This is a genomic window from Pseudomonas sp. H1_A03 (assembly GCF_054685145.1).
In genome coordinates this window covers 4,953,398-4,961,186 of record NZ_CP162829.1, presented here as the reverse complement: position 1 = coordinate 4,961,186, position 7,789 = coordinate 4,953,398, and the positions used below count along the sequence as shown (strand labels likewise).

The 7,789-nt window shown below is 62.7% G+C and carries 1 protein-coding gene; it reads left to right on the top strand.

Annotated elements, in window-relative coordinates; all coding sequences use genetic code 11:
- Window position 1: 1 nt before the first annotated feature.
- On the top strand, window positions 2-7,783 hold the full coding sequence (locus tag AB4O35_RS22935) for a non-ribosomal peptide synthetase (protein WP_065946360.1): 7,782 nt from the start codon (window positions 2-4) through the stop codon (window positions 7,781-7,783).
- Window positions 7,784-7,789: the final 6 nt, after the last annotated feature.

Below are 7,789 nucleotides of genomic sequence, written 5' to 3'. Positions count from 1 at the left end.
CATGCTTTCCAACCCTAATATCGATCTGGTTTCGCGCTTTCTTCGCCTGCCTCTGGAACAGCGCCAGCAATTTTACCAACGCCTGCAAAGCCGGGGCATGAGCTTCGCGCAATTGCCGATTGCTTCGATCCGTGAGGATGGCCAGCACCTGCCGCTGTCCTACGCCCAGGAACGCCAGTGGTTTCTCTGGCAGTTGGACCCGGACAGCGCCGCCTATCACGTCCCCGGCGCCCTGCGCCTGAGCGGACGCCTGGACAAGGCCGCCCTGCAACGCAGTTTCGACACGCTCGTGGCACGTCACGAAAGCCTGCGCACTCGCTTGCACTTGGACGGCGAGCAGCGCGCCCAGGAAGTGCTGGCTCATGCACAGGTCAAGATCGCCGAAAGCGCGGTTGATGAAGCCCACCTCAAGGCGCAGGTTGAAGCCGAAATCGCGCGTCCCTTCGATTTGCAGCAAGGTCCTCTGCTGCGGGTCAGCTTGCTCGCGGTGAGTGAAGACGAGCACGTGCTGGTGCTGGTGCAGCACCATATCGTCTCCGATGGTTGGTCGATGGGCGTGATGGTGAAGGAGCTGATGCAGCTCTACGCCGCCTACAGCCAGGGCCAGGATTGTGTGTTGGCGCCGCTGCCGATCCAGTACGCCGACTACGCGCTGTGGCAGCGCAGTTGGATGGAAGCGGGGGAGAAAGCCCGTCAACTCGGATACTGGCGTGAACTGCTCAGCGGCACGCAGCCGGTGTTGGAGTTGCCCTTCGACCAGCCGCGCCCGGCGCAGCAAAGCTTCCGTGGCGCACGCCAGGACATCGCGCTGGAGCCGGCATTGGTCGCAGGGTTGAAGGCCCTGGCCCAGCGCGAAGGCGTGACGATGTTCATGCTGCTGCTGGCCTCGTTCCAGGCGTTTTTGTACCGCTACAGCGGCCAGCAGGATATTCGCGTCGGCGTGCCGATCGCCAACCGCAACCGCGTCGAGACCGAATCGCTGATCGGTTTCTTCGTCAATACCCAGGTACTCAAGGCCGACCTCGATGGCCAGATGAGCTTCGCCCAGTTGCTGCAGCACACCAAGCGCCGCGCGCTGGAAGCCCAGGCCCATCAGGACTTGCCCTTCGAGCAATTGGTCGAGGCGCTGCAACCGGAGCGTAGCCTGAGCCATAACCCGCTGTTCCAGGTGATGTTCAATCACCAGGCCCACTCGCACACTGCCGCGCAGCAATTGCCAGGCCTGCGCGTAGCCAACCTGGAATGGGACAGCCACAGCGCCCAGTTCGATCTGAGCCTGGATACCCAGGAAAGCGGCGAGGGCATCTGGGCTTCGCTGACCTACGCTACCGACCTGTTCAACGCGGCTACCGTTGCGCGCATGGGCGAACACTGGCTGAGCCTGTTGCGTGCCGCTGTAGCGAATAGCGCATTGCCTTTGCAGGACCTGGCGATGCTCAACGCCCATGAGCGCGAGCAAATCCTGCACCAGTGGAACGCCACCGAGCGTGACTACCCGCGAGGGCAGTGGGTGCATCATCTGTTCGAAGCGCGGGCCCTGGCACAACCGGATGCACCGGCGTTGCGCTTCAGCGACGTGTCCCTGAGCTATGCCGAATTGAATCGTCGCGCCAACCGCCTGGCCTATCGCCTGATCGAAGCCGGTGTAGGCCCGGACGTGTTGGTGGGGTTGGCTGTGGAGCGCTCCATCGAAATGGTGGTGAGCTTGTTTGCCATCCTCAAGGCCGGTGGCGCCTATGTGCCGCTGGATCCGGAATACCCGCGTGAGCGTTTGGCCTACATGCTGGAAGACAGTGGCGTGAAACTGCTGCTGACCCAGGCACATTTGCATGAACAGTTGCCCATTCCCCAAGGGCTGGAAACCCTGGTGTTGGGCGAGTCCACCTACGAAGGCTACAGCGATGCCAACCCAGGCATCGCTGTGGACGGCGAAAACCTCGCCTACGTGATCTACACCTCAGGCTCCACCGGCCAACCGAAAGGTGCAGGTAACCGTCATTCGGCGTTGCTGAATCGCCTGCAATGGATGCAGGAAGCCTATGGCCTGGACGCCAGCGACACCGTGCTGCAAAAGACCCCGTTCAGCTTTGACGTGTCGGTGTGGGAGTTCTTCTGGCCGCTGATGACCGGCGCGCGCCTTGTGGTCGCGGCCCCTGGCGATCACCGTGATCCGGCCAGGCTGATCCACCTGATCAATCAAGAGCAGGTCAGCACGCTGCACTTTGTGCCGTCGATGTTGCAGGCGTTCTTACAGGATCCGGCGGTGTCGACCTGCCAAAGCCTGCAACGCATCGTGTGCAGTGGTGAGGCATTGCCGGTGGATGCGCAGCAACACGTCTTCGCAAAGCTGCCGCAGGCCGGGCTTTACAACCTGTACGGCCCGACCGAAGCCGCCATCGATGTGACCCACTGGACCTGCATCGATGAAGGCCGCGACGCCGTACCGATTGGCCGTCCGATTGCCAACCTCGGCTGCTACATCCTCGACAGCCATTTCGAACCGGTCCCGGTCGGCGTGCTGGGCGAACTGTACCTGGGCGGCATCGGCCTGGCCCGTGGTTACCACCGCCGCCCGGGGCTGACTGCCGAACGTTTTGTCGCCCATCCTTTCATCCAGGGCGAGCGCCTGTACCGCACCGGCGACCTGGCGCGCTACCGCGAAGACGGCGTGATCGAATACGCCGGGCGTATCGACCATCAAGTCAAACTGCGTGGCCTGCGCATCGAGTTGGGTGAAATCGAAGCGCGCCTGCTGGAACACGATTGGGTGCGTGAAACTGCCGTGCTGGCAGTCGACGGTAAATATCTGGTGGGCTACCTGGTGCTGCAAAACGCCGGCGATGACTGGCGTGACGTGTTGAGTGCCCATCTGGCCCAACATTTGCCGGACTACATGGTACCTGCGCAATGGCTGCTGCTGGAGCAGATGCCCCTGAGCCCCAACGGCAAGCTGGACCGCAAAGCCCTGCCCAAACCCGAAACCACTCACCACTACGAAGCCCCGCAAAATGGCCTGGAACAGCGGATCGCCGCGATCTGGGCTGAGGTGCTTGGCATGGAACAGGTCGGTTCGAACGACAACTTCTTCGAGCGTGGCGGTGACTCGATCATCTCCATTCAAGTGGTCAGCCGCGCCCGTGCCGCCGGTATCCACTTCTCCGCCAAGGCGCTGTTCCAGCACCAGACGGTGCGCAGCCTGGCCCGCGTGGCGCAGTTGCAGACGGCACAGGTGATTGACCAGGGGCCGGTGCAGGGCGAGACGCCGTTGTTGCCGTTCCAGCAGTTGTTCTTCGAGAGGGAACTGCCGGACCGCCACCACTGGAACCAATCCCTGCTGCTGACCCCCCGCCAGCCCATTCGTGGCGAGCAGTTGGACGCTGCGCTGCAAGCACTCATCCAGCATCATGATGTACTGCGCCTGAGCTTCAGCCAGCAGACCGAAGGCTGGACTGCACGGCATGACGCGCAGCCCGCGACCCTGCTGTGGCAGGCAAGCGTGCAAGATGCCGCCGAACTGCACACCCTGTGCGAGCGTGCCCAGCGCAGCCTCGACCTGCAACAGGGCCACGTGTTACGCGCGGTACTCGTAGATATGGCGGACGGTTCGCAGCGCTTGCTGTTGGTGATGCACCATCTGGTGGTGGACGGCGTGTCCTGGCGGGTGTTCCTCGAAGACCTGCAAAGCCTGTATCGCCACCAACAGTTGCCGGCCAAGACCTCGTCGTTCAAGGCCTGGGCCGAGCGGTTGCAGGCCCATGCGCGCAGTGAAGCGGTGCAACCGGAAAAAGCGTTCTGGCTGCAACAACTCCAGGGCGTGTCTACCGACTTGCCATGCCGTGATCCACACGGCGCGCGCCCTGGTCGACTGGCCCAGACCGTGGTCAGCCGACTGGATGCCGAGCGCACCCGGCAATTGCTGCAACAGGCGCCCACGGCTTATCGCACCCAAATCAACGACCTGCTGCTGACGGCATTGGCGCGTGTCATCTGCCAATGGAGCGGGCAGGCCTCCAGCCTGATCCAGCTGGAAGGTCATGGCCGTGAAGACCTGTTCGACGACATCGACCTGACCCGCACCCTGGGGTGGTTTACCAGCCTGTTCCCGGTGCGCCTGACGCCGGCCGAATCCCTCGCCACTTCGATCAAGCAAATCAAGGAACAGCTGCGCGCCGTACCGGACAAAGGCCTGGGCTTCGGCGCACTGCGCTACCTGGGCGATGACGCCACGCGCCAGGCGTTCAGCCAGTTGCCGGTGCCGCGCATTACCTTCAACTACCTGGGCCAGTTCGACGGCAGTTTCGATCAGCAGGACGGTCTGTTCACTCCCGCTGCGGAAAACCCCGGCGCCGAACAAAGCCCGGAGGCCCCATTGGGTAACTGGTTGACCCTGAACGGCCAGGTGTACGGCGGTGAATTGCAAATGGGTTGGACCTTCAGCCCGCTGATGTTTGATGCGCCGCAGATCGAAGCCCTGAGCCAGGCTTTTATCCGCGAATTGACCGCGTTGGTCGAACATTGCTGCACCCCTGGCAACAGTGGCGTGACGGCCTCCGATTTCCCGCTGTCGCGCCTGAACCAGCAGCAGCTTGAATCCTTGCCGCTGGCCGCAGATGCCATTGAAGACATCTACACCTTGTCGCCCATGCAGCAAGGCATGTTGTTTCACACCCTCTACGAACAGGCGGCCGGCGACTACATCAACCAGATCCGCGTGACGGCAGACGGCCTGGATGTGGCGCGGTTCCAGCGGGCCTGGGACGCTACGGTGCAAGCCCACGACGTGCTGCGCAGTGGGTTCTTCTGGCAGGGCCAACTGGAATGGCCATGCCAGGTGGTGTACCGCGAGGCCCGGTTGCCGATCGAGCACCTCGATTGGCGGGCCATGCCGGAGCGTGAGCTGGAACTGCAAAATCTCCAGCAAGCCGAGCGTCGCCAGGGTTTTGACCTGGCCAAGGCACCCCTTGTACGCCTGGTGCTGGTGCGCACCGACGAGCAACGCCATGAGCTGATCTACACCCATCATCACATCCTCATGGACGGTTGGAGCAATTCGCGGCTGTTCGGTGAAGTGCTGCAACGTTACGCCGGCGTAGAGGTGCCTGAAACGGCCGGACGCTATCGTGATTACATAGGCTGGTTGCAGCAGCGGGATGCAGCGGCGACCGAAACCTTCTGGCGCGAGCAACTGAGTGCGCTGCAAGCACCGACCCGCCTGGGCAGCAGCCAGCCAATGACGGTAGACGGGCAGGGTGAACACCGACTGAGCCTGGATCGCCAACTGACGGCACGCCTTGAATCTTTCGCACGCAGCATCAAGGTCACCCTCAACACGCTGATCCAGGCGGCGTGGTTAATCCTGCTGCAACGCCACAGCGGGCAATCGGTGGTGTCCTTCGGTGCTACCGTGGCCGGGCGCCCGGCAGAACTGGCGGGCGTGGAGCAGCAGATCGGGCTGTTCATCAACACCTTGCCAGTGATTTGCGCGGTGGATAGCCAGCAGCCGGTGGCGGACTGGTTGCAAGCGGTGCAGGCGCAGAACCTGGCCCTGCGTGAGCATGAGCACACCGGCCTCTACGACATCCAGCGCTGGGCCGGGCAGGGCGGTGAAGCCTTGTTCGATAGCATCCTGGTGTTCGAAAACTACCCGGTGTCCAAGGCCCTGGAACAAAGCGGCGGCAGCGGTATCCGTTTTGGCCTGCCGGACTCCCGCGAGCAAACCAGCTTCCCGCTGACGGTACTGGTGGACGTCGGTGACACGCTGTCGGTGCAGTTCAGCTTTGCCCGCGCGCATTTCGGCGCAGGCGCGGTGCACACCTATGGCCGCCATCTGCTCAATCTGCTGCAAAGCATGCTCCAGGGTGGCGAGCAATGTCTGGGCGAGCTGGCGATGCTGGATGTGGCCGAGCGTCAGCAGGTGGTACAGGACTGGAACGCCACTGCACGGGACTACCCGTTGCAGCAATGCGTGCATCAATTGATTGAACAGCAGGTAGCCCGCACGCCGGAAGCAGCGGCCCTGGTGTTTGCCGAGCAGCGCTTGAGCTATGCCGAGTTGAATCGCCGTGCCAACCGCCTGGCGCATCGACTGATTGAAGCGGGCGTAGGCCCCGACGTGCTGGTGGGACTGGCGGTGGAGCGCTCTGTCGAAATGGTGGTGGGCCTGCTGGCGGTGCTCAAGGCGGGTGGTGCTTATGTGCCGCTGGACCCTGAATACCCGCGTGAGCGCCTGGCCTACATGCTTGAGGACAGCGGCGTGAAACTGCTGCTGACCCAGGCGCACTTGCTTGAGCAACTGCCGATTCCGGATGGGCTGGACAGCCTGGTGCTGGGTGCAACCGGGTTCGACGGCTACAGCGACGCTAACCCCGGGGTGGCGCTGGACGGTGAAAACCTCGCCTACGTGATCTACACCTCCGGTTCCACTGGCCAACCCAAAGGTGCCGGCAACCGTCATTGCGCCCTGACCAATCGCCTGCAATGGATGCAGGAGGCCTATGGCCTGGATGTCAGTGACAGCGTGCTGCAAAAGACCCCGTTCAGCTTCGACGTGTCGGTGTGGGAGTTTTTCTGGCCGCTGATGACTGGCTCGCGCCTGGTGGTCGCGGCGCCTGGCGATCACCGTGATCCGGCCAAGCTGATCAACCTGATCAACAAGGAACAGGTCACTACGCTGCACTTTGTACCGTCGATGTTACAGGCGTTCCTGCAGGATCCGATGGTTGCAACCTGTCATACCCTGCACCGTGTTGTGTGCAGCGGCGAAGCCCTGCCGGTGGACGCGCAGCAGCAGGTATTTGCCAAGCTGCCGCAAGCCGGGCTCTACAACCTGTACGGCCCGACCGAAGCCGCCATCGATGTGACCCACTGGACCTGCGTGGATGAAGGCCGCGATGCGGTGCCGATTGGCCGTCCGATTGCCAACCTTGGGTGCTACATCCTCGACAGTAACGTTGAACCGGTCTCGGTCGGCGTGCTGGGCGAGCTGTACCTGGGCGGCATCGGCCTGGCCCGTGGTTACCACCGCCGCCCGGGGCTGACTGCCGAACGTTTTGTCGCCCATCCTTTCATCCAGGGCGAGCGCCTGTACCGTACCGGCGACCTGGCGCGCTATCGCGAGGATGGCGTGATCGAATACGCCGGGCGTGTCGACCATCAAGTCAAGCTGCGCGGCCTGCGCATCGAGTTGGGCGAAATCGAAGCGCGCCTGCTGGAACACGACTGGGTGCGCGAGGCTGCCGTGCTGGCGGTCGATAGCAAATACCTGGTGGGTTATCTGGTGCTCCAAAACACCGACGATGACTGGCGTGACGTGCTCAGCGCTCACCTGGCCCAACACCTGCCGGACTACATGGTCCCGGCCCAGTGGATGCTGCTGGAGCAAATGCCCCTGAGCCCCAACGGCAAGCTCGACCGCAAAGCCCTGCCAGCCGTGGACGCGAGCCTGCAAGCGCGGGAATACGTCGCGCCGCACAGCGAGCTGGAACAGCAGATCGCCGCAATCTGGGCTGAGGTGTTGGAAGTAGAGCGGGTGGGGATGAACGACAACTTCTTCGAACTGGGCGGGCATTCCCTGCTGGCAACCCAGGTGGTGGTGCGCCTGCGCGAGCAATTGCATGCCGAGTTCGACGTCAAATCGATCTTCACCACCCCGACCCTGGCCGATTTCAGCGCGCATGTGGCGGCCCGGCAGACAAATAATTCGCCGGTGCAGGACGCATTGGCTAAATCCTTGGAGGCCCTCAAACGTCTATCAGCAGAAGATTTGGATAAATTGATTTCCTGAGGGGCG